General features: G+C 57.6%; 27 protein-coding genes. 11 read left to right on the forward strand and 16 right to left on the reverse strand.

The features are described 5' to 3' along the window. Positions 1-44: 44 nt before the first annotated feature. Positions 45-638 carry a phosphoheptose isomerase gene (locus tag SM130_RS16915; RefSeq protein WP_102824902.1) on the forward strand — a complete coding sequence of 198 codons (594 nt, stop codon included), beginning with the start codon at positions 45-47 and terminating at the stop codon, positions 636-638. Beyond that, the gene (locus tag SM130_RS16920; protein WP_102824901.1) at positions 635-1,210 is read left to right on the forward strand and encodes a BON domain-containing protein; all 576 of its coding nucleotides are present in this window, start codon (positions 635-637) and stop codon (positions 1,208-1,210) included. Before SM130_RS16915 ends, SM130_RS16920 begins: the two co-directional genes overlap by 4 nt. 46 nt (positions 1,211-1,256) lie before the next feature. Here SM130_RS16920 and SM130_RS16925 read toward each other — a convergent pair whose 3' ends face one another. The 7 genes from SM130_RS16925 to rplM all read right to left on the reverse strand — a co-directional run bounded on the left by SM130_RS16925 (position 1,257) and on the right by rplM (position 6,056). Then, positions 1,257-1,661, reverse strand: coding sequence for a ClpXP protease specificity-enhancing factor (locus SM130_RS16925; RefSeq protein ID WP_102824900.1), 405 nt, complete (start codon positions 1,659-1,661; stop codon positions 1,257-1,259). 14 nt (positions 1,662-1,675) lie between these two features. Then, complete coding sequence (locus SM130_RS16930; protein ID WP_102824899.1) at positions 1,676-2,293, reverse strand: glutathione S-transferase N-terminal domain-containing protein; 618 nt, start codon at positions 2,291-2,293, stop codon at positions 1,676-1,678. Positions 2,294-2,381: 88 nt separating this feature from the next. Next, positions 2,382-3,161 (reverse strand): cytochrome c1, encoded by a 780-nt coding sequence (locus SM130_RS16935; RefSeq protein WP_102824898.1) that lies wholly within the window; start codon positions 3,159-3,161, stop codon positions 2,382-2,384. After that, positions 3,161-4,372, reverse strand: coding sequence for a cytochrome b (locus SM130_RS16940; RefSeq protein WP_102824897.1), 1,212 nt, complete (start codon positions 4,370-4,372; stop codon positions 3,161-3,163). Before SM130_RS16940 ends, SM130_RS16935 begins: the two co-directional genes overlap by 1 nt. Beyond that, positions 4,372-4,965, reverse strand: coding sequence for a ubiquinol-cytochrome c reductase iron-sulfur subunit (gene petA, locus SM130_RS16945; protein ID WP_102824896.1), 594 nt, complete (start codon positions 4,963-4,965; stop codon positions 4,372-4,374). Before petA ends, SM130_RS16940 begins: the two co-directional genes overlap by 1 nt. Before the next feature lie 255 nt (positions 4,966-5,220). Further along, complete coding sequence (gene rpsI, locus SM130_RS16950; RefSeq protein WP_003302797.1) at positions 5,221-5,613, reverse strand: 30S ribosomal protein S9; 393 nt, start codon at positions 5,611-5,613, stop codon at positions 5,221-5,223. Positions 5,614-5,627: 14 nt separating this feature from the next. After that, entirely contained in the window at positions 5,628-6,056 is a 429-nt protein-coding gene (gene rplM, locus SM130_RS16955) for a 50S ribosomal protein L13 (protein ID WP_003281188.1), read from the reverse strand. A 438-nt stretch (positions 6,057-6,494) separates the two neighbouring features. Between rplM and SM130_RS16960 the strand changes: the two genes are divergently transcribed. Together SM130_RS16960 and SM130_RS16965 are read left to right on the forward strand one after the other, a co-directional pair. Further along, positions 6,495-7,532: an NADP(H)-dependent aldo-keto reductase gene (locus tag SM130_RS16960; protein ID WP_102824895.1), complete on the forward strand. Its 1,038-nt coding sequence runs from the start codon at positions 6,495-6,497 to the stop codon at positions 7,530-7,532. Positions 7,533-7,596: 64 nt separating this feature from the next. Beyond that, positions 7,597-8,277, forward strand: coding sequence for an energy-coupling factor ABC transporter permease (locus tag SM130_RS16965; protein ID WP_102824894.1), 681 nt, complete (start codon positions 7,597-7,599; stop codon positions 8,275-8,277). 50 nt (positions 8,278-8,327) lie between these two features. Here SM130_RS16965 and yacG read toward each other — a convergent pair whose 3' ends face one another. The 5 genes from yacG to pilB all read right to left on the reverse strand — a co-directional run bounded on the left by yacG (position 8,328) and on the right by pilB (position 13,075). After that, positions 8,328-8,522 (reverse strand): DNA gyrase inhibitor YacG, encoded by a 195-nt coding sequence (gene yacG / locus SM130_RS16970; protein WP_102824893.1) that lies wholly within the window; start codon positions 8,520-8,522, stop codon positions 8,328-8,330. Next, entirely contained in the window at positions 8,519-9,127 is a 609-nt protein-coding gene (gene coaE, locus SM130_RS16975; RefSeq protein WP_102824892.1) for a dephospho-CoA kinase, read from the reverse strand. Before coaE ends, yacG begins: the two co-directional genes overlap by 4 nt. A gap of 151 nt (positions 9,128-9,278) precedes the next feature. Continuing rightward, on the reverse strand, positions 9,279-10,145 hold the full coding sequence (locus tag SM130_RS16980; RefSeq protein WP_423835159.1) for a prepilin peptidase: 867 nt from the start codon (positions 10,143-10,145) through the stop codon (positions 9,279-9,281). Between the two features lie 3 nt (positions 10,146-10,148). Continuing rightward, positions 10,149-11,369 carry a type II secretion system F family protein gene (locus tag SM130_RS16985; RefSeq protein WP_102824890.1) on the reverse strand — a complete coding sequence of 407 codons (1,221 nt, stop codon included), beginning with the start codon at positions 11,367-11,369 and terminating at the stop codon, positions 10,149-10,151. A 2-nt stretch (positions 11,370-11,371) separates the two neighbouring features. Further along, positions 11,372-13,075, reverse strand: coding sequence for a type IV-A pilus assembly ATPase PilB (gene pilB / locus SM130_RS16990; RefSeq protein WP_102824889.1), 1,704 nt, complete (start codon positions 13,073-13,075; stop codon positions 11,372-11,374). 368 nt (positions 13,076-13,443) lie between these two features. Here pilB and SM130_RS16995 point away from each other — a divergent pair, with 368 nt between their 5' ends. From SM130_RS16995 to SM130_RS17020, 6 genes are all read left to right on the forward strand, one after another. Continuing rightward, positions 13,444-13,629: a type IV pilin protein gene (locus SM130_RS16995; protein WP_102824888.1), complete on the forward strand. Its 186-nt coding sequence runs from the start codon at positions 13,444-13,446 to the stop codon at positions 13,627-13,629. Positions 13,630-13,643: 14 nt separating this feature from the next. After that, the gene (locus tag SM130_RS17000) at positions 13,644-14,090 is read left to right on the forward strand and encodes a hypothetical protein (protein ID WP_146029737.1); all 447 of its coding nucleotides are present in this window, start codon (positions 13,644-13,646) and stop codon (positions 14,088-14,090) included. 70 nt (positions 14,091-14,160) lie between these two features. Continuing rightward, a complete protein-coding gene (locus SM130_RS17005) occupies positions 14,161-14,340 on the forward strand; it encodes a pilin (protein ID WP_102824887.1) in 180 nt (59 codons plus the stop codon). Positions 14,341-14,737: 397 nt separating this feature from the next. Beyond that, entirely contained in the window at positions 14,738-15,547 is an 810-nt protein-coding gene (locus SM130_RS17010) for a hypothetical protein (protein ID WP_219725296.1), read from the forward strand. A gap of 1 nt (position 15,548) precedes the next feature. Next, positions 15,549-16,385: a hypothetical protein gene (locus SM130_RS17015; RefSeq protein WP_181019250.1), complete on the forward strand. Its 837-nt coding sequence runs from the start codon at positions 15,549-15,551 to the stop codon at positions 16,383-16,385. After that, positions 16,382-17,278 (forward strand): ABC transporter ATP-binding protein, encoded by an 897-nt coding sequence (locus SM130_RS17020; protein ID WP_102824886.1) that lies wholly within the window; start codon positions 16,382-16,384, stop codon positions 17,276-17,278. The genes SM130_RS17015 and SM130_RS17020 overlap by 4 nt, the downstream gene beginning before the upstream one ends. Before the next feature lie 84 nt (positions 17,279-17,362). Here the strand turns inward: SM130_RS17020 and cysN are convergent, their stop codons facing one another. From cysN to SM130_RS17035, 3 genes are all read right to left on the reverse strand, one after another. Beyond that, the gene (cysN, locus tag SM130_RS17025) at positions 17,363-19,261 is read right to left on the reverse strand and encodes a sulfate adenylyltransferase subunit CysN (RefSeq protein WP_102824885.1); all 1,899 of its coding nucleotides are present in this window, start codon (positions 19,259-19,261) and stop codon (positions 17,363-17,365) included. An 11-nt stretch (positions 19,262-19,272) separates the two neighbouring features. Beyond that, a complete protein-coding gene (cysD, locus tag SM130_RS17030) occupies positions 19,273-20,190 on the reverse strand; it encodes a sulfate adenylyltransferase subunit CysD (protein WP_102824884.1) in 918 nt (305 codons plus the stop codon). A 186-nt stretch (positions 20,191-20,376) separates the two neighbouring features. Continuing rightward, a complete protein-coding gene (locus SM130_RS17035; RefSeq protein ID WP_102824883.1) occupies positions 20,377-21,135 on the reverse strand; it encodes a Nif3-like dinuclear metal center hexameric protein in 759 nt (252 codons plus the stop codon). Positions 21,136-21,292: 157 nt separating this feature from the next. Between SM130_RS17035 and algW the strand changes: the two genes are divergently transcribed. Beyond that, the gene (gene algW / locus SM130_RS17040; protein ID WP_102824882.1) at positions 21,293-22,450 is read left to right on the forward strand and encodes a Do family serine endopeptidase AlgW; all 1,158 of its coding nucleotides are present in this window, start codon (positions 21,293-21,295) and stop codon (positions 22,448-22,450) included. Positions 22,451-22,532: 82 nt separating this feature from the next. On the opposite strand, the gene hisC is transcribed toward algW, so the two are convergent. After that, positions 22,533-23,579, reverse strand: a complete 1,047-nt coding sequence (hisC, locus tag SM130_RS17045; protein WP_102824881.1) for a histidinol-phosphate transaminase — start codon at positions 23,577-23,579, stop codon at positions 22,533-22,535. Between the last annotated feature and the right edge of the window lie 64 nt (positions 23,580-23,643).

The following is a 23,643-nucleotide window of genomic DNA, read 5'->3' on the forward strand; positions in this document are numbered from 1 at the left end:
CGATCAGCATCGGACGCGCCTGCCACCTTGAAGGTCAATCACCGATGGACATGCAAACCCGAATCCGCCAGCTGTTCCAGGCCAGCATTGAAACCAAGCAACATGCCATGGAAGTGCTAGCGCCAAGTATCGAGCAGGCCGGCCAGGTGATGGTCAACGCACTACTGAGTGAAGGCAAGATCCTCACCTGCGGCAACGGCGGCTCCGCTGGCGATGCGCAGCACTTTTCCTCCGAGCTACTCAATCGCTTCGAGCGCGAGCGCCCGAGCCTGCCCGCCATTGCATTGACGACTGATAGCTCGACGATCACCTCGATCGCCAACGACTACAGCTACAACGAAGTATTTTCCAAACAGATTCGCGCCCTCGGCCAACCCGGTGACGTGCTACTGGCAATCTCTACCAGCGGCAACTCCGCCAACGTAATCCAGGCCATCCAGGCAGCTCATGATCGCGAGATGGTAGTAGTCGCGCTAACCGGCCGGGACGGTGGCGGAATGGCTTCTCTGCTACTGCCAGAAGATGTCGAGATCCGAGTGCCTGCCAAAGTCACCGCCCGCATCCAGGAAGTCCACCTGCTGTCTATTCACTGCTTGTGCGACCTGATCGACAACCAACTTTTCGGGAGTGAGGAATGAACGCGTTCCGCCTGGCTTTCACCCTAGGGCTGTGCATCGCCGTCAGCGGCTGCAGTTCCGTGCTGACCGCAACCCGTGACGACCCCATTGCCGACAATCGCGGCACGCGCACCATTGGCAGCAAGATTGATGACTCACTGATCGAGACCAAGGCGGCAGTCAATATCGCCAAGGCGCATCCCGACCTCGACCAGGGCTCGCACGTGGTCGTCGCCAGCTATAACGGGGTAGTGCTCCTGGCCGGACAGACGCCGCGCACGGAACTGAAGGAAACGGCAGAGCGCGCTGCGAGCGGCGTACAGCGGGTCAAGCGCGTTCACAACGAATTGCAGATTCTGCCACCTTCGTCTGCACTGGCACGCAGCAACGACTCCTGGCTGACCACCAAGATCAAGAGCCAGATGCTTGCTGATAACAGCGTGCCCGGCTCGCGAATCAAGGTGATCACGGAAAACGGGATTGTCTACCTGCTGGGGCTGGTTACTCGCCAGGAAGGCAACCGCGCGACCAACCTGGTTCAGGGTGTTGGCGGCGTGCAAAGGATCGTCAAGCTGTTCGAGTACATCGACTGAAGGCCTGCCGGCGTCCGGGCAGCAACCAATGCCCGGGCGTCACCGCCTACTTCACTACCTTCAGGCTAGGACGGCCGCCCGGTCGCGGCCCCTCATCGTCGGAACCACCGTTATTGGTCGGCGACTCGTCCGCCGGCGGGGTCGGCTCGATCTCGAACACCATGCCCTGGCCATTTTCTCTGGCATAAATCGCCATCACTGCCGCAGACGGCACGTTCAGCGAGTGCGAAATTCCGCCAAAACGGCCCTCGAAGCTGATCGCTTCGTTATCCATGTGCAGATGGCGAACCGCACTAGGCGCAACGTTCAACACTATCTGGCCGTCACTGGCGACGCCGACTGGAACCTGTACCCCAGGATAATCGACGTTGACCAGCAGATGCGGCGTGCAATCGTTATCCACAATCCACTCGTAGAGCGCTCTAACCAGATACGGGCGACTTGAATTCATGAAGACATCCTCTCTCAGCGCATGTTGCGCTCGACGGCGGAAAGACTGGCCTGGAAGGCCTCGCGAGCGAAATTGCGCTCCATGTATTCGAGCAGCGGCTTGGCCGCTCGAGGCAACTCGATCCCAAGTCTGGGCAAACGCCAGAGGATAGGCAACAGGCAACAGTCGACGAGACTGATCTCGTCGCTCATGAAGTACGACTTCTCGGTGAATATCGGCGACACGCCGGTGAGGCTTTCACGAAGCTCCTTACGCGCCTGCACACGCTGAGCCTCAGCAGTACGCTGATCGAGAATACGGTCCACCAGCGAGCACCAATCGCGCTGAATGCGATGAATCAACAGACGTGTATTCGCCCGTGCAACCGGATATACCGGCAACAACGGAGGATGCGGATAACGCTCTTCCAGATACTCGAGAATCACCCCCGGCTCGTAGAGCGCCAAATCGCGATCGACAAGCGTCGGCACACTGCCATACGGGTTAACTTCGGCCAACTTGACCGGACACTGCCCTCCCTCGACATCGAGGATGTCAACGCTAACGCCTTTCTCTGCGAGCACGAGACGAACACGGTGGGAGTAGTGGTCGGCGGGATCGGAGTAGCAGCCCAACCGATTGGTTGCAGCCATAGGTCCTTCCTCACTCTTTTATCTGATGCAGAAAAAATACGCGCGCCCATTGGGCGCGCGCAGGGTACAGCCATATCGTACGAAGTACTTAGTGAACGTCTTTCCAGTACTCACGCTTGAGCAGGTAGGCGAACACAAAGAACACAGCGAGGAACAGCAGCACATAGGTACCGATGCGCTGGCTCTCAAGCTTGACCGGATTGGCTGAGTAGGCCAGGAAGGTCACGAGATTCTTGATCTTCTCATCATATTCAGACTCGGAGAGCGAACCGGTACCAGGCTCAACAACCATCTGATCACAAGCTTCCTGAGTGATCGGAGTGCCTGTCAGAGGATCGAACTGCTTGCGACCGTTCTCAACCACCTGAACCTGCTTGCAACCAACGACCAGACGCCCCTGAAGCGGAGCCAACACATGTGGCATACCGACGTTAGGGAAAACGGTGTTGTTGAAGCCATACGGGCGAGCCGGGTCAACGTAGAAGCTACGCATGTATGAATACAGCCAATCATTGCCGCGCACGCGCGCAACCAGCGTCAGATCCGGCGGAGCAGCACCGAACCAAACCTTGGCATCATCAGCCTTCATACCGATCTTCATGTGGTCACCAAACTTGGCATCGGCGAAGACGACGTTATCCATCATCACTTCTTCGGAAATACCCAGATCGGTAGCTACTCGCTCATAGCGCTGATACTGCGCGCTATGGCAGCCCATGCAATAGTTGGCAAACGTCTTCAGACCATCCTGCATGGCGGCCTTGTCGGTGAGGTCGATATCAACCTTGTCCAAGTGAACCGCCGGACCGGCCGCGAAGGTGAAGACCGGCAGAATTGCAAGAATCAATGCAGCAAATTGCTTTTTCATCAGCCACCCACCCTTTCCGGTACCACTTTGGTCTTCTCGAGCTTGGTGTAGAACGGCATCAGGATGAAGTATCCAAAGTAGATTGCCGTACAGACCTGCGACAGCAGAGTGCGTCCCGGAGTCGGAGCCAGCACGCCCAGGACGCCCAGGATGACGAACGAGATGCAGAACAGCAGCAGCGCAAGCTTGCTCATCCAACCTTTGTACTTCATGGACTTGACCGGGCTACGGTCCAGCCAGGGCAGTACGAACAGCACGGCGATGGCAGCACCCATGGCGATCACGCCGAGCAGCTTGTCGGGCACTGCGCGCAGAATCGCGTAGAACGGCGTGAAGTACCAGACCGGCGCAATATGCTCAGGCGTCTTAAACGCATTCGCCACTTCGAAGTTCGGCTTTTCGAGGAAGTAGCCGCCCATCTCCGGGAAGAAAAACACCACGGCGCAGAAGACGAACAGGAATACCACGACACCGACGATGTCCTTCACGGTGTAGTACGGATGGAACGGGATACCGTCCAGCGGCACGCCGTTTTCGTCCTTGGACTTCTTGATGTCCACGCCCAGCGGGTTGTTCGAGCCAACCTCGTGCAGCGCAAGGATGTGCAGCACGACCAGACCGAGGATGACTATCGGCAGGGCAACGACATGCAGGGCGAAGAAGCGGTTCAGGGTGATGCCGGAGATCAGGTAGTCACCACGGATCCACTGGGTCAGGTCAGCACCGATAACCGGGATGGCACCGAACAGCGAAATGATCACCTGTGCGCCCCAGTACGACATCTGGCCCCATGGCAGCAGGTAGCCCATGAAGGCTTCGGCCATCAGCGCCAGGTAGATCATCATGCCGAAGATCCACACCAGCTCACGCGGCTTTTGGTAGGAACCGTAGAGGATGCCGCGGAACATGTGCAGATAGACCACCACGAAGAATGCCGAGGCACCAGTGGAGTGCAGGTAGCGCAAAATCCAGCCATATTCGACGTCACGCATGATGTATTCGACGGAGGCGAATGCACCTTCTGCGGACGGCTCGTAGCTCATGGTCAGCCATACACCGGTCAGGATCTGGTTAACCAGAACCAGCAGCGCCAGCGAGCCGAAGAAATACAAGACGTTGAAGTTCTTGGGGGCGTAGTACTTCGAGAGATGGTCTTCCCACATCTTGGTGGCGGGGAAGCGGGCGTCAACCCATTCCATGAACTTGCTCATCAGGCGTTCTCCTGGTCCACACCGATGATGATTACATTATCGGTCTCGTACGAGTGCGGGGGCACCGGCAGGTTCAAGGGAGCTGGCTGCGATTTATAGACGCGACCGGCCATATCGTATTTTGAGCCATGGCAAGGACAGAAATAACCACCGAGCCAATCAGCGCCAAGATCGGCCGCAGCCACCTCAGGACGGAACGATGGCGCGCAACCCAAATGGGTACACAAACCAACCACAACCAGAAGCTCCGCTTTGATAGCCCGGTTCCTCGGATCGACATAAGCAGGCTGTTCTGAGTCTTTGGATTCCGGATCAGCTACCTGCCCGGCAGTCTTTTCCAGATTACCGAGAATCTCCTCAGTCCGACGCACGATAAATACCGGCTGACCGCGCCATTCGGCGACCATCTGCTGCCCCGGTTCGATCTTGCTGATATTTACCCTTACCGGCGCACCGGCAGCCTTGGCCTTGGCACTAGGGAACCACGATCCCACGAACGGGACCGCGGCACCCACCGCTCCTGCAGCGCCCACCACCGAAGTGGCGGCCACAAGGAAGCGACGCCGGCCTGCATTCACGCCGTCATTGCTCATTCAGTCGTCTCCCATCAGCTTCTTATGGCCTGCCCTAAAGCAGGCATGTACTACGTAAAATTGGGCCGCGAAAAATTCGCCAAATGGTAAAGAAAAGACCTTCTTCTGACAAGGTAATAGCCTGTCACAAACCAGCTAACGCCTAGCCAGACCAGGCCCTGCAGCACGCGACACACTGTCGCACCAGAGCAAATCACAGCATAAAAAAAACGCCCAGCTCCGAACGAAACTGGGCGTTTTCTTTGGAAGCGCGAATTAGCGCTTGGAGTACTGCGGACGCTTGCGCGCTTTGCGCAGACCGACCTTCTTACGTTCAACTTCACGAGCATCGCGAGTGACGAAGCCAGCCTTGCGCAGCGGGCTGCGCAGGGTCTCGTCATACGAAATCAGAGCGCGAGTGATACCGTGACGGATCGCACCAGCCTGACCGCTGACACCACCACCCAAAACGGTAACGTAGATGTCGAACTTCTCGACAGTTTCGGTCAACTCGAGCGGCTGACGAACAACCATACGAGCGGTTTCGCGACCGAAGAAGTTATCCAGCTCACGGTTGTTGATGGAAATCTTGCCAGTGCCCGGGCGCAGGAAAACGCGCGCGGTTGCAGTCTTGCGACGGCCAGTGCCGTAATTTTGAGTCGCCGACATAATGAACTATTCCGTTAAATCTTCAGTTCTTGGGGCTGCTGAGCGGTATGAGGATGGCTGGCACCCTTATAAACCTTCAGCTTACGATACATGTCGCGACCCAGCGGGTTCTTCGGCAGCATGCCTTTGACCGCGGTCTCGATCACACGCTCGGGCGCCTTGGCAATCAACTTTTCGAAGTTGATCGACTTGATGCCACCCGGGAAACCGGAGTGAGAGTAATACATCTTGTCAGTGGTCTTGGCACCGGTAACACGCACTTGCTCAGCATTGATCACAACGATGTAATCGCCGGTATCTACGTGAGGGGTGTATTCCGGCTTGTGCTTGCCACGCAGGCGGCTAGCGATTTCGGTTGCCAGACGACCCAGGGTCTGGCCGGCAGCGTCGACGACGAACCAGTCGCGCTTGACGGTTTCCGGTTTAGCAGTAAATGTCTTCATTCGTTATAGCCTCAGGGGCCGCCCTGAAAATAAGACGGCGAATCTTACTGAATGGTGCTCGCCCTGGCAAGGCCAGGGCAGCCGGAAACAGACGCTATCGGGGGCTCGGGTCAGCGCGTCCGCTACGGCAATGATTCGGCAGGCTTGGCATCCCCTACCTTTGACTTGCGTCGACAGGCTAGGCATCCCTGGCGACAGGCTGCGGAATTATCCTGATTGGCAGAAAAATAGCAACCAACATTTACTAGTTACCATACTCAAGCAGCCAGCCGTTCGCTTCAACGGCTCGAATGGGTAGTCCGCAGCGAGGAAACGGGAAGCAGGTCCTCGGACTGGCGCGCCCGGGCACTTCAATGGGCCCAGCCACTCTCATGAGCAGAACCTTGTTCTCTTCGTTAAGCTTTTTCTACATCCCATTTTTTCTGCATGAGGTATCTGATGGAGCTTCGTCCGCTAGGCCGCACCAATCTGAAAGTGAGTTCGCTTTGCCTGGGCACAATGACCTGGGGCGAACAGAACGACCAAGCAGAAGCCTTTGCGCAGATTGACCGAGCGAAAGCCGCAGGCATCAACTTCATCGATACGGCCGAGATGTATCCAGTACCGCCGCGCCCTGAAACCTACGCAACCACCGAGCAATATATCGGCAACTATTTCAAGACGCGTGGCAGTCGAGCTGACTGGATACTTGCTACGAAGATTGCCGGGCCTGGCAACGGAATCACTCACATCCGCGACGGACACCCCAAATTCAACCGCGTACAGATCCGCGCCGCACTGGATGACAGTCTCCGCCGACTGCAAACCGACTGGATCGACCTTTACCAATTGCATTGGCCTGAGCGCAGCACGAACTTCTTCGGGCAATTGGGCTACAGATACCAAGAGGACGACTTCACCCCTCTTGAAGAAACGCTGGCAGCGCTCGACGACGAAGTCAGAGCCGGCAGGATTCGCCACATCGGCCTATCCAATGAAACGCCCTGGGGCCTGATGAAATACCTGCAGCTGGCCGAGACTCGCGGCTGGCCGCGCGCCGTATCAATTCAGAACCCCTACAACCTGCTTAATCGCAGCTTCGAGGTGGGCCTGGGCGAAATCAGTATCCGCGAACAATGCGGCCTGCTCGCATACTCGCCACTGGCGTTCGGCATGCTCAGCGGCAAGTACGAGGGCGGCGCTCGCCCAGCCAACGCCCGCCTCACGCTTTTTCAACGCTTCGCGCGCTATAACAATCCTCAGGCGAAAGCAGCCTGCTCTCGGTACGTCACACTCGCTCGCGATCATGGCCTGAATCCGGCACAAATGGCGCTCGCCTATGTAACAGCGCAACCCTTCGTCACAAGCAATGTCATCGGCGCCACGACACTGGAGCAGCTTGAGTCCAACATTGACAGCGCCGAACTAAAGCTATCGAACGAAATTATGGCGGAGATCGAGGCGATTCACACGGAACACCCAAACCCGGCTCCCTGACTAGCGCGCCGATCAGAGCCAGCAAAGAACGACACACAAACATAAACGCAAAGGATCCGTCAGGATGATCGCCGCACATCTGCTTGCCCCCGCTACGCTCCTTACTGGCTGGGTTATCTACGCAGCCGCCCTGCTCTGGGCTGCATGGCGAGCACCGTGGGTCGAACTGTTCAGTGATACGCGCCGGCAGCACCTACTCTTCGGCGCAATGCTGTCCATCTTTCTGCTCTGGCTTGTACGTCGAGACTTCGACTCCGGCCTCTCCTTTCACTTTATCGGGCTGACTGCGGTTACGCTGCTGCTGGACTGGCCGCTGGCGGTCATCGCTGCCCTTGTCGCACAGCTCGGCTTGACGCTGACCGGCCATCAACAGCTCGCCGCTCTCGGCATGAACGGCGTTCTGCTGGTGCTGATCCCTGTCATGGTTACGGTCATTTGTGCCCGACTGGTGGAACGCGCCCAACCACGCAACCTATTCGTGTTCATCTTCTTTGCCGGATTCTTCCCGGCGGCGCTCGCAGCACTCGCATGCATTCTGGCATCGCTAGGCGTTCTGCTGTTCGATGGCCGCTTCCCAATGCCACCGTGGCTGGACGACTTCGCTGGTTACATCTGGCTGGTGATGTTCCCCGAAGCCTTTATCAACGGCACGGCGGTTACGGCACTGGTGGTCTTCTATCCGGACTGGATGGAGAGTTTCAACCAGAGCCGCTACTTGCAAGCGCCATGGAAGGAAGAGAAGTGAGAGGTAACGCTGGAAGCGCGGAAAAGCAGGTGCTCCGACCCGAAAATGCTCTAGTGCTCGCGCGGAGGCATGTCACCCGAAAACAAGTCATCCTCCAGCTCGTTACCTGGGATGGCGTGCGCCTCTGCAGCCCATGCCCCAAGATCAATCAGCTTGCAGCGCTCGGAACAAAATGGCCGATTCGGACTTTGCGCCCCCCACTCTACTGGCGCCCCGCAGGTAGGACATTCAACTGTTGCGGTCATTCCTGGCCTCCTCGCAATGTCAGATAAAAACGGTGCAGGCGCTCGACCTCAGACCCGAGCCAAGCCCGATCACGATCGTTCACAAGTACATCATCGGCATGCTTCAAGCGTTCTTCGCGCCGAACCTGAGCCTCGATAATGGCACGTACCTGCTCCTCGCTGGCCTGATCACGAGCCGTCGTACGTGCGACTTGGAGCAGCTCTGGCACGTCCACGACCAACACCCGACCGACCTGGCGATACTGCCCGGACTCGATAAGCAGCGGCGACACCATGATGGCGTAAGGCGATTCAGCTAGCGCGAGATGCCGAGCGACCTCGGCGCGAATCAGGGGATGCAGGAGCCCCTCGAGCCACCGCCGCTCGGCCGGATCGGCGAATACCCGCTGACGAAGCCCCGCGCGGTCCAGCTCACCGCTCTGCAGCAGGACACCCTCACCAAAGCGCGCAACGATCTGCTTCAATGCCGGCCGTCCGGGCTCGACTACCCAGCGCGCCGCCTGATCGGCATCGACCACATGCACGCCCAAGCTGGCGAATTGATCCGCCACAGCGGTCTTGCCGCTACCAATACCGCCCGTCAAACCAAGAATCCAGGGCTTCATCCGTCAGCCACACTCCAGGTAAGAAATAGGACGCGCAGTAGTAACCACTCAGCGAGCGAAGCGCAAGCCTACGGAACACACGAGGAATAACGGTGGTCTTGCAAAGCCCTTCACGAGCCGGTCGCGGAGAAACTTAACCAGTCGTGACCAATTAGAAGCGCGCCAGTTGCAGATAGCTCTCGGTAATCCAGTCACCCCACAACAATGCAATCCAGCCCGCGATAGCCAGATAAGGGCCAAATGGAATCGGCGTATTGCTTTCTGCTCTCTGCATCCGCAGGAGGATGCTACCAAGCACTGCACCGACTACCGATGATAGAAGGATGGTCAGCGGCAGCACCTGCCACCCACCCCACGCCCCGAGCATTGCCAGCAGCTTGAAGTCGCCATAGCCCATGCCCTCCTTGCCGGTGACCAACTTGAACAGCCAGTAAACCGACCAGAGACTCAGGTACCCCGCGACAGCGCCCCAGAGCGCACTTTCCAGCGGCACGAATAAACCGAAATTATTGAGGATAAGACCGAGCCACAGTAGTGGCAGCACCAGCGCGTCAGGCAACAGCTGGTGATCGACATCAATCATGCTCATCGCCAACAGGCCCCACGTGAGCAACAGCATTGCACCGGCCTGCCAGGAGAAGCCGAAATGCCAGGCAACATAGCCGGACAACACCCCGCAAGCCAACTCCACGAGTGGATAACGACAGCTAATCGGTGCCCGGCAGGCAGAGCACTTTCCACGCAGGGCCAACCAACTGACTAGCGGGATATTTTCCCAAGAACGAATCTCATGACTGCAGTGCGGACAGCGTGAATTTGGCAATAGCAAATTAAACTTGTCACCGACGGGCTCCGGCGGATACTCCAAATACTCCCGCGCCTGCATGCGCCAATCGCGCTGCATCATGATCGGCAGACGGTAAATCACGACATTGAGAAAGCTGCCGACCAATAAGCCCAGTAGAGCAGCAGACAAAACAAAGGCCAGCACATGGCTGGCCAAAAGTTCGAGGATCATCAATTATCCAACCACACTACCCAACTGGAAGATCGGCAGGTACATAGCGATGATCAAGCCACCAACCAACACACCTAGCACAGCCATAATGAGCGGCTCCATCAACGTGGTGAGGTTGTCTACCATATTATCGACCTCAGCCTCGTAGAAGCTTGCTAGCTTGTCCAGCATTTCATCCAAAGCGCCGGACTCCTCACCAATGGCTGTCATCTGGATAGCCATAGACGGGAAAATTCCGGTCGTACGCATGGAGAAGTTCAACTGCACACCGGAGGATACGTCGTTGCGGATTTTCGCCACTGCATTGCGAAACACCACATTGCCAGTCGCTCCTGCGACGGAATCCAGCGCATCCACCAGCGGAACACCTGCAGCAAATGTCGTAGACAATGTACGCGCGTAACGCGCAACTACAGACTTATAAAGAATATCGCCCACAATGGGCGTTTTAAGCAGGATACGGTCAAGCGCATCACGAAACTTCTCCGACCGCTTGTAGCTGTGTTTGAAAACAAATGCAGCTGCGAAGAGCGCTGCAGCCACTAAATACCACCACTCTTGCAACCACCGAGACAGCCCGACAACCATCTTGGTGAACGCTGGCAACTCAGCACCAAACCCTTGAAACACGCTTTCAAATTGAGGAACGACCTTTATCAGCAGAATCGCAGAAACAATGATCGCCACCACAATGACCGCGATAGGGTAAGTCATAGCTTTTTTAATTTTCGCCTTGAGCGCCTCGGTCTTTTCCTTATAAGTGGCCACTCGATCCAACAGCGTTTCGAGGGCACCAGATTGCTCACCTGACTCGACCAAATTGCAGTACAGATCATCGAAGTACTGAGGCTTCTTGCGCAGCGAGCCCGCAAAGCTGTTACCAGCCGCGACTTCCTGTTTGATCTCATCAACGAGCTTGCGCATGTTGGGATTGTCAAAGCCCTCACCGATGATGTCGAACGACTGCAGCAGCGGCACGCCTGCCTTCATCATCGTCGCCATCTGACGGGTGAACAGGGCAATGTCCATCGGCTTGATCTTCTTGCCCGCACCGAATATCGAAACGGCTTTCTTACGAACCTTGAGCGGATTTATACCTTGCTTGCGAAGCTGTGCCTTGATCAGTGCCGGGCTCTGACCTGTCAGCTCCCCCTTGACCTTGCCACCTTTCCGATCGGTGCCTTCCCAGGCGAACACACTGGTTTTCAACGCTTTTTCCGCCATGGTTAATCCTTGGTCACGCGGTTGACTTCTTCCAGGCTGGTAACACCATTCATGGCTTTAACCAGACCCGAAGTGCGCAGGTCATTGAACCCATCTCTGCGCGCCTGCACGGCGATGTCGATGGAATTGCCTTCCTCCATGATAAGCCGCTGCAGCGCCGGCGTGATTTTAACCACTTCATAAATACCGACACGGCCCTTGTAACCACCCTTGCAGCTATCACACCCCACCGGACCAAAAATCTTGAAGGTACCGATTCTTTTCTCGGGAAATCCCTCTTTTAGCAACACGTCCCGTGGCACCTCCACCTCTGTCTTGCAGGATGGACATAATTTTCGAGCCAGCCGCTGAGCGATAATTAGGTTCACTGAGGTTGCGATATTGAACGCCGGCACACCCATATTACGAAGGCGGGTCAACGTCTCCGCCGCACTATTGGTATGCAGCGTGGACATCACCATATGACCAGTCTGGGCGGCCTTGATGGCGATTTCAGCGGTTTCCAAGTCCCGAATTTCCCCAACCATGATGATGTCAGGGTCCTGCCGCAGGAAAGCGCGCAGAGCTTGGGCGAAGTCCATGCCCTGCTTTGGGTTTACGTTGACTTGGTTGATGCCTTCCAAATTGATCTCAACCGGATCTTCGGCCGTTGAGATGTTTACATCGACCGTATTGAGAATATTGAGGCCGGTATACAGCGATACAGTCTTGCCGGAACCCGTCGGCCCGGTAACAAGAATCATGCCCTGTGGCTGCTTGAGGGCCGTCAGATAGAGTTCTTTCTGCTCTTCCTCATAGCCCAAGGCGTCAATACCCATTTTGGCGCTGGCAGAATCCAGAATACGCATGACGATCTTTTCACCCCATAGCGTAGGCAGGGTGTTAACGCGGAAATCGATCGATTTTGTCTTGGACACCTTCATCTTGATCCGGCCGTCCTGCGGCTTGCGCCGCTCAGCGATATCGAGGCTGGCCATGACCTTCAAACGCGCGGATATCCGACTGACCAACTGCACCGGCGGGCGCGCAACCTCGTGCAACATGCCATCGGTACGAAAACGCACCCGATAGGTCTTTTCATAGGGTTCGAAGTGCAGGTCGGACGAACCGCCCTTGATGGCATCAAGCAACATCTTATTGACGAAGCGCACGACCGGCGCATCGTCAGCCTCGTTGTGCGGCGTATCGTCGTCCCTCGTCTCCCCGGTGATCTCGATATCCAGACCATCCAGGTCGGAATCACCCAGCCCGTCTAGTGCAGTAGTCGCCGACTCGAAAAACTTCTCGATGGCTTCGCCAAGCTTGTCGTCCTCGACCAGCACGGCCTCAACCGACAGTCCAGTATTGAATTGGATGTCGCTTATCGCTTGGTGATTGGTAGGGTCAGAAACCGCCACATAGAGCTTGTTGCCACGCCTCTGTAACGGCAATGCGCGGTGCTGACGCACCAGCTTTTCACTCACCAGATCTTTCGGCTGCGTCTCCTTATCCAGCGCCGCCAGATCGAAGAACGGAACGCCGAACTGCTCAGCGGCGAGATCACCCAGCACCCTCCCCTTGACCAATTTGTTCTGAACCAGCCATGTAACCAACGGCACCTGGTTTCGTAGTGCCTGTTGCTGAGCCTGCTGAGCAATCTTTTCGTCGAGCTGACCTGCCAGAACCAGTTGGCGGGCCAAGCCGCCGAGGGGTGCGTTTTCGTTCATTGGGGGAGCCTGTGGAGGCGTGAAAGACCGCTGCCTTATATCTCAGTTCCATTGACGTGCCAAACTCGCACACAGCAGGTGGCATTTTTTGTCACTTGAGGACGCAACGGGCTATCTGGCCTTATGTGATGCCATGACAGATTGATGGCTCTGTCGAAATAAACAGCTGCATTGGCGCACTCAATTTAAAACCTCACGCAACCCAAGCACCATGCGGCTTGCGCATTTTTAAGAGAGCTACAGCGGAACGAGAGAAAGGTGAGCCAGCTCACAGCCCCGGCAGTACGAGCGCAAGCCAATCTCAGACTGGCATAGAAGGTGCTCATACCATGCCAGGTCCAACGACCTCACCAACAAGGAGCTTTTCAATGAAGTCCATCAAGAAGCAAAAAGGTTTTACCCTGATTGAGCTGATGATCGTGGTTGCGATCATTGGCATTCTGGCTGCCATCGCGATTCCGCAGTTCAATGAGTACCGCTCTAAGTCGAACGATACCGTAGCCAACGCGGACGCGAAAAACACCCTTACCGTTATGTCTGCCGCACAGCTCTGATAAGGAATAACGAAATGAAGAAGATTTTTGCTGGTTTTGTTATTGCCTCCGGTCTTTTTGCTGGCAATGCATTTGCCGCCCCGACCGTAGTTACGTCTGGCGGAGCCATTGGTAACGCTCAGTGTGAGCTTCTGGCGGAAAATGTAGTACTTACCCTGTCAAATAACGTTCACGGCGCTTACAACTGCACCAAGAACAACAACTCGATTACCGTAGCCACTTGCCATTTTGCTGGTAGTCGCAAGGTCGGACCAGAGCGCTGCGTTGTAACAGGCTCCAATGATGACGGCGACCCAATCTATAACGATGCTAGCTGCCAAGGCACCGGGCCAGATAACACCTTTAACGTCGATAATAAAGGTAAAGCATTTGTGGGCTCTACTACAGGTGGAAGCATCGGCGCCACGAGCCTAACCGCATTCTGCGAAGATACATCTGTTACCGCAGCTCTTCCGCAGTAACCTCGATACCACTGCGAATTCTCTCACGAGACTTCGCAGTGGCTCTACAGCCCAAAACCTTATTAATGCCATGAAAAGCGATTACGGCTTCACGCTAATCGAATTAATGATAACAGTGGCAATTGTGGCGATTTTAACTGCAGTTGCATTACCGCAATTTAATGAATATCGCGCTCAAAGCTCAGATGCTACAGCAGCAGCTGATGCTCGCAATGCGATCGCAGCCCTTACAGTACATATGCTACGTTAGCTAAAATCTGAAAAACCGCCCACTTTTTCAGCCATGCAATACAGCAAAAGTCGCGCGATCAGTTTAATTATCCATCGCTAGCTCTGCAGCCTTTAGGGCGAGTGAAACCCGCGCGGTTACATATCACCCAGCTGACTACACAAAACTCTGCCATTATTGCGGTTTTTTTATTTTCAGAGTTTTTTTGGCGTCGACAATGGTGTAGAGGCAAACCGTGATCGACATATGCACCTGACCTAGATCCGGCGCGCCTTTGGTTGTGGCTACGGTGAAATCGCATAACAACGTCTGTCGCCCTATAACCCTGTCGCACATTGCGCATCTTGTGGTACACGCACTTCTCTACGTATTACAATTCCAACACTCACGTTTAACCGCTATAGCTAGATAACCTTCCATGCTGTCTTTATCAAATATATCAACCGGCTTCCGACTTGCCTTCCGCGCTCGATTTGGCTGGCTGGTTGTCAGCTCTTTGCTGGTACTGACCATCGCCGCACTACTCTCCGCCCAATTCAGCGGTCGCCAATCCGCCACCGTGGCACTGGATATCGGTCTGTCGGTGATTCGCCTATTGCTGCCGCTGGTACTGGTATTAATGACCCAGGAGCTGCTGTCACGTGAGTTCGACCGGCGTTATTTTCTCAATACCCTTTCCTACCCGCACCCACGGCATGGCCTGTTGCTCGGGCGCTTTGCCGCCATTTCGACCCTGACGCTCGGGCTGTTGCTATTGCTTGCCGGCGCGCTAGCGCTGCTGGTCTGGTTGATTAGCCAGGGCTACGCGCAAGCCACCCCCGTTGCGCTGGGTCACCATTACCTCGTTACCATCGGTTTTATCGGCCTCGATCTGCTGGTACTCACTGCCGTCGCCACCCTGCTCGCGGTGGTCGCTTCCACACCCAGTTTCGTCCTGATCGGCACCTTCGGCTTTATGCTGGTGGCACGATCCTTCGGCGCCATCGTCGAACTGCTGACCCGCAATACAGCTGTGGTGGGCGATGCCGAGAGTTATCGCTCCGGCGTCAGTTTGCTGAGCTATCTACTGCCTGACTTGGGTGCGCTGGATGTGCGCATGGTCGCCCTCTACGGCAAGTTGGAGTTGTTGCCCGCCGACTGGCCCTGGCTGGTGTTGTCCAGCCTGACCTATATGGTCGGCCTGCTGGCCTTGGCGGTGTGGGCGCTCAACCGCAAGCGTTTCGCCTGATATGCGCGAACGTACTTCGCTACTTCTTGGCATTGTGGCGTTCGCCCTGTTCGCTGTCATCGCTGCCTGGCGCGCCCAGCAGCCGGTGCTGCTAACACCACAGTTGTCCGCCGATCGGGTAGTAATACCCGCACCACTGCTGGTTGTGCTGCACGGTGGCGACCGCTTCTTGGCCGCCGATCTTGAAACCATGCGGCTGTCCGCCACTGGAATGGATGATCGCGGTGTGGATACGGGCTACCTGGTCCGCGCCCAGCGTGAAGTTGCCCGTCTCAACCCATGCCATGAAGACAATTATTATCTCGCCAACGGCCTGCTGACCTGGGGCGGTGCGGTGGAGCAAGGCAACGAGGTACTGCGCGCCGCCGTTGATTGCCGCTTCTGGGACGAGTTTCCGCCCTTCTTCTATGGCATCAACCTGTCGTTTTTCCAGCGCGACAACGAGGAAGCTGCGCGGGTCCTAGAGATTGGCGCACATCGCTCGACCCACAATGCCGCCGCCATGCAGAAACTGGCGGTAATGCTGCGCGCCGAACAGTTCGCCGACGAGCGCCTGGCGCTCAACTACCTGACCCAGCAGCGCGACAGCGCTATCGATCCGAAATTGCGCGACATGCTGGACAAGCGAGTCATCCGCTTGCAGGGCTTGATCTCTCTACGCGAGGCCCAGCGTCGCTATGAGGCCGATCAAGGCCCGCTGGCTGACCTGCAGCAACTGATCGGTCAGGGCATCATCGCCGAGCTGCCCTCCGACCCGATGCGCCTCGGGTATGAGCTACGCAATGGGCGCATCGAACTGAAGAAATTGAAGATTGCCGGATTGGAGGAACAACCTTGAGCGCTGCCGTTGAGTTTCAGGGTGTGAGCCACACCTTCAAGGCTAAAGGCAAAGAGGTCCAGGCTGTACGCGATGTGAGCTTCAGCCTGAGCGAGGGCGAGGTGTTCGGCTTCGTCGGCCCCAATGGGGCAGGCAAGTCCACCACGATTAAGATCATGTTGGACATCATCAACGACTATCAGGGTCGTGTGACCATTTACGGCACGGACGCGCATCGCGCCGAAGCGCGCCAAGACCTGGCTTACGTGCCCGAAGCGCCTGCGCTGTATGACCAGTTCACGCCCCTGGAAATCCTGCGCATGGGCCTGTCGATGTATGGCATCAAGCGCAGCGACGCGGACGCCTGGTGCCTGCGGTGGCTTGAGCGTTTTTCCGTGGACGGCAACGGCAAGCGCCGCATGCGTGAACTGTCCAAGGGCAACGCGCAACGGGTTGCGTTAGCCCAGGCAATGGCTGTCGAGCCGAAACTGCTGATTCTGGACGAACCACTCTCGGGCCTCGACCCGGTGGGTCGCAAGGATGTGGTGGACATTCTCAACGAATACAAGAAGCAAGGCGGGGCCATTTTCTTTACATCGCACGTTCTGCACGACGTCGAGCGTATCGCCGACCGTTTCGGCTTTATCAACAAGGGTCAGCTACTGACAGTTCGCTCCCCTCGAGAGCTGGCCGCAGAGCGTGCCAGCCATTTCATCATTAGATATCAGGCCGACCAGCCCCTCTCGCCATCCTGCTCGGCGCTGCGTCCTGGAGAGTTTGAATGTGAGATGGAACAATCCAAACTGCCAGAAGCCATCGCCCAGCTGAGCAGCACGGGCGGACACCTGCTCGCCGTGCAGCCTGCCGTCTCGCTGGAAACCGTATTCTTCCGGATTCTAGAAGAAGTGAAATGAGCACGCCGAGAACGCCCGCTCAACCGGTCAACCAGTAACGAAAAAGCCCCGCATCCGCGGGGCTTTTTCTTTGGCCACGTCGACTTATATCAGGCCACGCTCACGCAGCAGCTCCATAACCATCTTCACGCCATCGTCCAGCGACGACGTTTCGCTATCGACCATCAGATCAGCACTCAGCGGCACATCGTAAGGGAAGGACTCACCGGGAATATTATCCTCACCGGCCGCATACAGCCCCTGCGGATCGCGCTGACGGCAGGCCTGCGGGGATGCCTGGACGTAGACGGTGAGCAAGCGATCATTGCCGATCAACGCCTTGGCCTGCTCGCGGCCTTCAGCATCCGGGGCCACAAACGCGGCCAAGGTGATCAGGCCCGCTTCGTTGAACTGCCGTGCCACATGAGCGGCGCGGCGCCAGTTTTCGGTACGGCCGGCGCGGTCCTGCGGTAGGCCTTTGTTGAGGTCGTGGCGCAGGTTCTGACCATCGAGCACGTAAACTGCGCGGCCCATGTCGAACAACTTGCGCTCCACCGCATAGGCCAAGGTGCTCTTGCCGGCTCCGGAAAGTCCGGTGAACAGCACGGTGGCAGGTTGCTGGCCGAAGCGCGTCGCGCGCTCTTCTGTAGACACATGCGCCAGTGGGCCGTGATGACCACCCGAACCCTGGGGAACCGGCTCGGCGATGATCATGCCCGCACCAACAGTGCCATTGGTTAGGCGATCAATGACGATGAACGCGCCCGTGGTGCGGTTCTGCGCATAGCCATCAAGCGCGATTGGCGCGTCCAGGCTGACCTTCACCTTGCCGATCTCATTGAGCTGCAGACTGCTCGCAGCCCCTTCTTCCAGCGTGTTCACATCAATTTTATGGGCGATGCTGGCAATGGAACCCGGCACGTAGCTGGTAGCGCGCTTGATATCGTACTTTTTGCCCGGCAGCATCGGCTCTTCGCCCATCCAGACGAGCATCGCATCGAAGCTGTCAGCAATACGCGGACGGCTGTCGGCGTGCACCAGCATGTCGCCGCGCGATACGTCGATCTCGTCTTCCAGCGTCAGGGTGACAGCTTCGCCAGGGGTCGCCTGCTCCAGCTCGCCATCGTATGTGACGATGGACTTCACGCGGCTGATTTTCCCGGACGGCAATACGGCTATCTCGTCGCCCTTGCGTACGATGCCGCTGGCTAGGGTGCCGGCGAAGCCACGGAAGTTGAGGTTCGGGCGGTTGACGTACTGTACCGGGAAGCGCAGGTCGTCGAAGTTGCGGTCGCCAGCGATCTCGACGCTCTCGAGGATCTCCATCAGCGATTGCCCTTCATACCAGGGCGCGCGCTCGCAGCGATTGACCACGTTGTCACCCTTGAGGGCGGACATCGGTACGAAATGCAGTGACGACGGTTTCAGCTCGATGCGATCAGCGAACGCGAGGTAGTCGGCGCGGATGCGCTCGAAGACTTCCTGATCGAAGCCCATCAGGTCCATCTTGTTGATGGCGACGACGATGTGTTTTATGCCCAGCAGCGAGGTGATGAAGCTGTGGCGCTTGGTCTGGGTCTGCACGCCGTAACGGGCATCGACCAGGATGATCGCCAAGTCGCAGGTCGATGCGCCGGTCGCCATATTGCGCGTGTACTGCTCATGGCCAGGCGTATCAGCAATGATGAACTTGCGCTTGGCCGTCGAGAAATAGCGGTAGGCCACATCGATGGTGATGCCCTGCTCGCGTTCGGCCTGCAAGCCATCGACCAGCAGTGCGAGGTCGACATCCTCACCTGTGGTGCCGACTTTCTTGGAGTCGCGAGTGATCGCCTCGAGATGATCCTCGTAGATCATCTTCGAATCGTGCAGCAGACGGCCGATCAGCGTGCTCTTGCCGTCATCGACGTTGCCGCAGGTAAGGAAACGCAGGAGTTCCTTGCGCTCGTGTTGCGCCAGGTAGGCGAGGATATCCTCGCTGATCAGTTCGGATTGGTGACTCATGATGCGTTTCCTTAGAAGTAACCCTGGCGTTTCTTTTCTTCCATCGAGCCGGTGGCGTCATGGTCGATGACGCGTCCCTGACGCTCGGAAGTGCGGGTCAGGAGCATCTCCTGAATGATCTCCGGCAGGCTGGTCGCCGTTGATTCGACGGCACCGGTCAGCGGGTAGCAGCCGAGGGTACGGAAGCGGACCATGCGTTTCTCGATGCGAGACTTTTCCTCGTCGGAAAGGTGCTCGAGGATTCGCTCATCGTCGATCATGATCAGCGTGCCGTTCTTCTCGATGACTTCCCGCTCGGCAGCGAAATACAGCGGTACGATCGGAATCTGCTCAAGGTAGATGTACTGCCAGATATCCAGTTCGGTCCAGTTCGACAGGGGGAAGACCCGGATCGACTCGCCCTTCTTGACCTTGCCGTTGTAGAGGTTCCAGAGCTCGGGGCGCTGATTCTTCGGGTCCCAGCGATGCTTGCTGTCACGGAAGGAGTAGACACGCTCCTTGGCGCGGGACTTCTCCTCGTCACGGCGGGCACCACCGAAGGCTGCATCGAAGCCGTACTTGTCGAGTGCCTGCTTGAGCCCTTCAGTTTTCATCACGTCGGTGTGCTTGGCACTACCGTAGGTGAAGGGATTCATGTCCTGCGCCACGCCATCGGGGTTGATGTGGGTGATCAGCTCAAGGCCCATCTCCTCGACCATCTTGGTTCGGAAGCTGTACATCTCCTGAAACTTCCAGCGGGTGTCGACGTGCAACACCGGGAACGGCAGCTTGCCGGGGAAGAAGGCCTTGCGCGCCAGGTGCAGCATTACGGCCGAATCTTTGCCGATGGAATAAAGCATCACAGGATTGCCGAACTCAGCAGCGACCTCACGGATGATGTGGATGCTTTCCGCCTCCAGCTGTTTCAGATGCGTCAGTTTGTCGACCATGGCTACTCACGATTTGGCAGGTGGACGGCCAGCGGGCCGTTGAATGGGCGCAACTCTAACACGGCCTTCCATTCTAATCAGGCCGCCGGTTAGACCTAAAAGCTATAGATTTATATCGAGCAGCAGGAACCCCTAAATGGCGCCTAGCCTGGCGATCGGCGGCGCGCAAGGCCTCAAGAAAGACGCTCAGGCCGGGTTGGGGCAATCGATGAACTGGTGCTCGATGCCGAACTGGCTAGCAAGGTATTCACCCAGCGCCTGGACGCCGTAGCGCTCGGTGGCATGATGACCTGCGGCGAAGAAGCTCAGGCCATTCTCGCGTGCGATGTGTGCCGTCGGCTCGGAGATTTCCCCTGTGATGTAGGCGTCTACGCCCGCCGCTACAGCCTGGTCGATATAACCTTGAGCGCCACCGGTGCACCAGGCCACGCGCCGAATAGGCCCATGCCCCTCAACCATCAGCGGCTCGCGTCCAAGCACATCATGTATGCGCTGCATGAATTCGGCCGGGCTCAGGGATTTCTCCAGGGAACCTACCAAACCCACCGACCGGGGATTATTGGGCTCCAAAGGCCCCTCCGCGCGCAGACCGAGCAGCGCACCCAAGCGCACGTTATTACCCACCTCGGGATGCGTATCGAGCGGAAGATGATAGGCCAGTAGGCTGATCTCGTTGATCAACAGTGTTTTCAGGCGCCGCTGTTTCATGCCGACGACGCGCGCGTCTTCGTTTTTCCAGAAATAACCATGGTGCACCAGTACCACGTCGGCCTTGGCCTCGACCGCCGCGTCCAGCAACGCCTGGCTGGCCGTTACGCCGCTGACGATCCGCGCTACCTGTGAACGGCCTTCGACCTGCAAGCCGTTAGGGCAGTAGTCGGCAAACCTGGCGGCATCCAGATAGCGGTCTGCCTCCTGAACCAGAGTGGCGAGCGCAACGGTCATGGGAATCCTCCTGTGGTGCAACGGCTCGATTGACCCTCGTCGAAGCGCCGCGGCAAATCATGCACGCATGAAGCTGCATTTCGGTTGCAGCTTCGTATAATGCCGCCACCTTAAGGGTCGCTTCCCGCGCCCGCAACTCTGTCCGGACTCCTGTGCGATGTTCAATGCCCTGCGTTTTCTCGGCTGGCCATTGCTGGTCGGTTTGCTCGTAGCACTGCTGATCATCCAGCGATACCCGCAGATGGTTGGCATAAAGGAGCAGGACATTGGCCTGCAACAGGCGCCGCTGGTTACCGGCGCACCGCAACAAGGTCCGTACTCCTACGCCAACGCGGTATCCGGGGCAGCGCCGGCAGTTGCCAACCTCTATACCACCAAGGTCATCGAGAAGGCTGAGCAGCAGGCGCCGCTGTCCAAAGACCCGCTATTTCAGCGCTTCTTCAGCGATAACCTGCCGAGGCAGCGACGGATGGAGTCGAGCCTCGGCTCGGCGGTCATCATGAGTTCTGAAGGCTACCTGCTGACCAACAACCACGTAACCGCGAATGCCGAACAGATCGTGGTAGCGCTAAAGGATGGGCGGGAAACGCTGGCGCGGGTGATCGGCAGCGACCCTGAAACCGACCTTGCTGTGCTGAAGATCGACCTCGCCGACCTGCCGGCCATTACCCTCGGCCATTCCGATCGCATACGCGTCGGCGACGTCACGCTGGCTATCGGCAACCCATTCGGCGTCGGGCAGACGGTCACGATGGGGATCATCAGTGCCACCGGCCGTAACCAGCTGGGCCTGAATACCTATGAAGACTTCATCCAGACCGATGCAGCAATCAACCGCGGCAATTCGGGAGGGGCGCTCGTGGACGCCGGCGGCAATCTGATCGGCATCAACACGGCCATCATTTCCGAGTCCGGCGGTTCGCAGGGCATCGGTTTCGCGATCCCGGTGAAGCTCGCACTCGAGGTAATGAAATCAATCATCGAGCATGGCCAGGTAATCCGTGGCTGGCTGGGTGTCGAAGTGCAATCGCTGACCCAGGAATTGGCCGAATCCTTCGGCCAGGAAGGCCGCCCTGGGATTGTCGTGGCTGGCGTGTATCGCGACGGTCCCGCCGCCCGTGCCGGCCTTCAGCCTGGCGACCTGATCCTGAGCATTGACGGGGTGCAGTCGGCCGATGGGCGCAGCTCCATGAACCAGGTCGCGCGCGCCCGCCCGGGCGAGAAGATTGACATTGATATCCTGCGCAACGGCAAGCCGCTTACACTGACCGCCGAAGTCGGCATGCGGCCGCCGGTGAGCGCCGCGCCGAAATAGCGCGCGTATCAGTATCAATCCCAGGCCAGGAGTATGCCCGCGCCGGCAGACCTGAACCTGCCGGCGACCGCCAGACCCGGCGTTAGCCGAGCGCGTCCAACAGCGCCTGATTTTGTTCCGGTGTACCGATGGTGATACGCAGAAACTGCTCGATACGCGGCAGTTTGAAATGGCGGACGATCACGCCCTGCTCGCGCAAGCTAGCTGCGATAGTCGCTGCATCACGCTGCGGGTGACGGGTGAAAATGAAGTTGGCCGCAGACGGCAGCACCTCGAAACCCAGCCCTTGCATTGCGGCCGCTAAAGCCTCGCGACTGTCGATGACCTTCTGACAGGTCTGCTGGAAATACGCGCGATCCTCGAACGCCGCGGCGGCACCGGCAATGGCAATGCGATCCAGCGGGAAGGAGTTGAAGCTGTTCTTGATCCGCTCCAGAGCCTCGATCAGATCTGGATGACCGACCGCCAGCCCTACGCGAAGCCCGGCCAGCGAACGCGACTTGGACAGCGTCTGCGTCACCAGCAGATTCGGATAACGATCGACCAGCGCGATGGCGGACTCGCCACCGAAATCCACATAGGCCTCGTCGACCAACACCACCGATTCCGTGTTCGCCTCGAGCAGCCGCTCGATCGCCTCAAGCGCAAGCAGGCAGCCGGTCGGTGCGTTCGGGTTGGGGAAGATGATGCCGCCATTGGGCCGCGCGTAGTCGGCCACATCGATCTGGAACTGTTCATTCAGCGCGACGGTTTCGTAGGCGATGCCGTACAACCCGCAGTACACCGGGTAAAAGCTGTAGCTGATATCCGGAAACAGCAGCGGGCCGCCATGCTGGAACAAGCCATGAAAGGCGTGAGCGAGCACTTCATCCGAGCCGTTGCCGACGAACACCTGAGCGGGCTGCACACCATAGTAATCAGCTGCCGCCTGCTTTAGCCGCTCGCCGTTAGGGTCGGGATACAGTCGCAGATTGTCGTTGAGCTCTGCCTTCATCGCGGCGATTGCACGTGGCGATGGGCCGTAGGGGTTCTCGTTGGTATTGAGCTTGACCAGCTTGCTCAGCTTCGGTTGCTCACCCGGTACGTAAGGCACCAGGTCCTTGACGAAAGGGCTCCAGAATTTGCTCATCTGCCCTTCTCTCCTCGAAAAGTGATCGGTTTGTCGTGAGGCGATGGATTAGGACGCCTTAGCG

This window comes from Stutzerimonas stutzeri (genome assembly GCF_038561965.1).
Taxonomy (GTDB): Bacteria; Pseudomonadota; Gammaproteobacteria; order Pseudomonadales; family Pseudomonadaceae; genus Stutzerimonas; species Stutzerimonas stutzeri_AA.

What these genes read in the sequence shown, in the direction of transcription:
- SM130_RS16915 (WP_102824902.1), top strand. Translation starts at nt 45, where the DNA reads ATGGACATGCAAACCCGAATCCGCCAGCTGTTCCAGGCCAGCATTGAA.
- SM130_RS16920 (WP_102824901.1), top strand. Translation starts at nt 635, where the DNA reads ATGAACGCGTTCCGCCTGGCTTTCACCCTAGGGCTGTGCATCGCCGTC.
- SM130_RS16925 (WP_102824900.1), bottom strand. Translation starts at nt 1,661, where the DNA reads ATGAATTCAAGTCGCCCGTATCTGGTTAGAGCGCTCTACGAGTGGATT.
- SM130_RS16930 (WP_102824899.1), bottom strand. Translation starts at nt 2,293, where the DNA reads ATGGCTGCAACCAATCGGTTGGGCTGCTACTCCGATCCCGCCGACCAC.
- SM130_RS16935 (WP_102824898.1), bottom strand. Translation starts at nt 3,161, where the DNA reads ATGAAAAAGCAATTTGCTGCATTGATTCTTGCAATTCTGCCGGTCTTC.
- SM130_RS16940 (WP_102824897.1), bottom strand. Translation starts at nt 4,372, where the DNA reads ATGAGCAAGTTCATGGAATGGGTTGACGCCCGCTTCCCCGCCACCAAG.
- petA (WP_102824896.1), bottom strand. Translation starts at nt 4,965, where the DNA reads ATGAGCAATGACGGCGTGAATGCAGGCCGGCGTCGCTTCCTTGTGGCC.
- rpsI (WP_003302797.1), bottom strand. Translation starts at nt 5,613, where the DNA reads ATGTCGGCGACTCAAAATTACGGCACTGGCCGTCGCAAGACTGCAACC.
- rplM (WP_003281188.1), bottom strand. Translation starts at nt 6,056, where the DNA reads ATGAAGACATTTACTGCTAAACCGGAAACCGTCAAGCGCGACTGGTTC.
- SM130_RS16960 (WP_102824895.1), top strand. Translation starts at nt 6,495, where the DNA reads ATGGAGCTTCGTCCGCTAGGCCGCACCAATCTGAAAGTGAGTTCGCTT.
- SM130_RS16965 (WP_102824894.1), top strand. Translation starts at nt 7,597, where the DNA reads ATGATCGCCGCACATCTGCTTGCCCCCGCTACGCTCCTTACTGGCTGG.
- yacG (WP_102824893.1), bottom strand. Translation starts at nt 8,522, where the DNA reads ATGACCGCAACAGTTGAATGTCCTACCTGCGGGGCGCCAGTAGAGTGG.
- coaE (WP_102824892.1), bottom strand. Translation starts at nt 9,127, where the DNA reads ATGAAGCCCTGGATTCTTGGTTTGACGGGCGGTATTGGTAGCGGCAAG.
- SM130_RS16980 (WP_423835159.1), bottom strand. Translation starts at nt 10,145, where the DNA reads ATGATCCTCGAACTTTTGGCCAGCCATGTGCTGGCCTTTGTTTTGTCT.
- SM130_RS16985 (WP_102824890.1), bottom strand. Translation starts at nt 11,369, where the DNA reads ATGGCGGAAAAAGCGTTGAAAACCAGTGTGTTCGCCTGGGAAGGCACC.
- pilB (WP_102824889.1), bottom strand. Translation starts at nt 13,075, where the DNA reads ATGAACGAAAACGCACCCCTCGGCGGCTTGGCCCGCCAACTGGTTCTG.
- SM130_RS16995 (WP_102824888.1), top strand. Translation starts at nt 13,444, where the DNA reads ATGAAGTCCATCAAGAAGCAAAAAGGTTTTACCCTGATTGAGCTGATG.
- SM130_RS17000 (WP_146029737.1), top strand. Translation starts at nt 13,644, where the DNA reads ATGAAGAAGATTTTTGCTGGTTTTGTTATTGCCTCCGGTCTTTTTGCT.
- SM130_RS17005 (WP_102824887.1), top strand. Translation starts at nt 14,161, where the DNA reads ATGAAAAGCGATTACGGCTTCACGCTAATCGAATTAATGATAACAGTG.
- SM130_RS17010 (WP_219725296.1), top strand. Translation starts at nt 14,738, where the DNA reads ATGCTGTCTTTATCAAATATATCAACCGGCTTCCGACTTGCCTTCCGC.
- SM130_RS17015 (WP_181019250.1), top strand. Translation starts at nt 15,549, where the DNA reads ATGCGCGAACGTACTTCGCTACTTCTTGGCATTGTGGCGTTCGCCCTG.
- cysN (WP_102824885.1), bottom strand. Translation starts at nt 19,261, where the DNA reads ATGAGTCACCAATCCGAACTGATCAGCGAGGATATCCTCGCCTACCTG.
- cysD (WP_102824884.1), bottom strand. Translation starts at nt 20,190, where the DNA reads ATGGTCGACAAACTGACGCATCTGAAACAGCTGGAGGCGGAAAGCATC.
- SM130_RS17035 (WP_102824883.1), bottom strand. Translation starts at nt 21,135, where the DNA reads ATGACCGTTGCGCTCGCCACTCTGGTTCAGGAGGCAGACCGCTATCTG.
- algW (WP_102824882.1), top strand. Translation starts at nt 21,293, where the DNA reads ATGTTCAATGCCCTGCGTTTTCTCGGCTGGCCATTGCTGGTCGGTTTG.
- hisC (WP_102824881.1), bottom strand. Translation starts at nt 23,579, where the DNA reads ATGAGCAAATTCTGGAGCCCTTTCGTCAAGGACCTGGTGCCTTACGTA.